1 pseudogene is annotated in these 402 nt (G+C 39.3%); it reads right to left on the bottom strand.

The window, feature by feature from the left end:
- Nucleotides 1-258 (bottom strand): annotated as a pseudogene (locus tag SB658_RS22130) (histidine kinase); the annotation flags it as partial.
- Nucleotides 259-402: the final 144 nt, after the last annotated feature.

Genomic DNA, 402 nt, shown 5'->3' on the forward strand with positions numbered 1-402 from the left:
CGCTCTTACTTGCTCCTTCATTTGCTCAAGTACAGCCTGCTCTTCGTTTTGGGAATCTCCTGTAGCCACTGATGTTTTAATAGGCGGCATATATGAAATCGTTCTAGCAGTTTGCACCGCCAGCTGTTCAGCTTGGCTCTGCCTTTCTGATGTCTGCAAAAAACCAAAACAAATGGTCAATAAGGCAATAACAACAAGTAAAAGACCAATAATTAACCCAAAAATTTTTGTTTGTAAAGTGACTTTCCTTTTGCCCATCCTCACCGCCACAACCCCTAATTCAGTAGATTCACCCGAATAGACTCTAAGAAAATCATATCACTTTTTCTCACTAAGTTAAGAGAAAATTCATTCCATACAAAAAAGGACGACTCATGATTGAGTCATCCCAATGTGTTCATT

This window comes from Bacillus sp. SIMBA_008 (assembly GCF_046535495.1).
Taxonomy (GTDB): Bacteria; Bacillota; Bacilli; order Bacillales; family Bacillaceae; genus Bacillus; species Bacillus subtilis.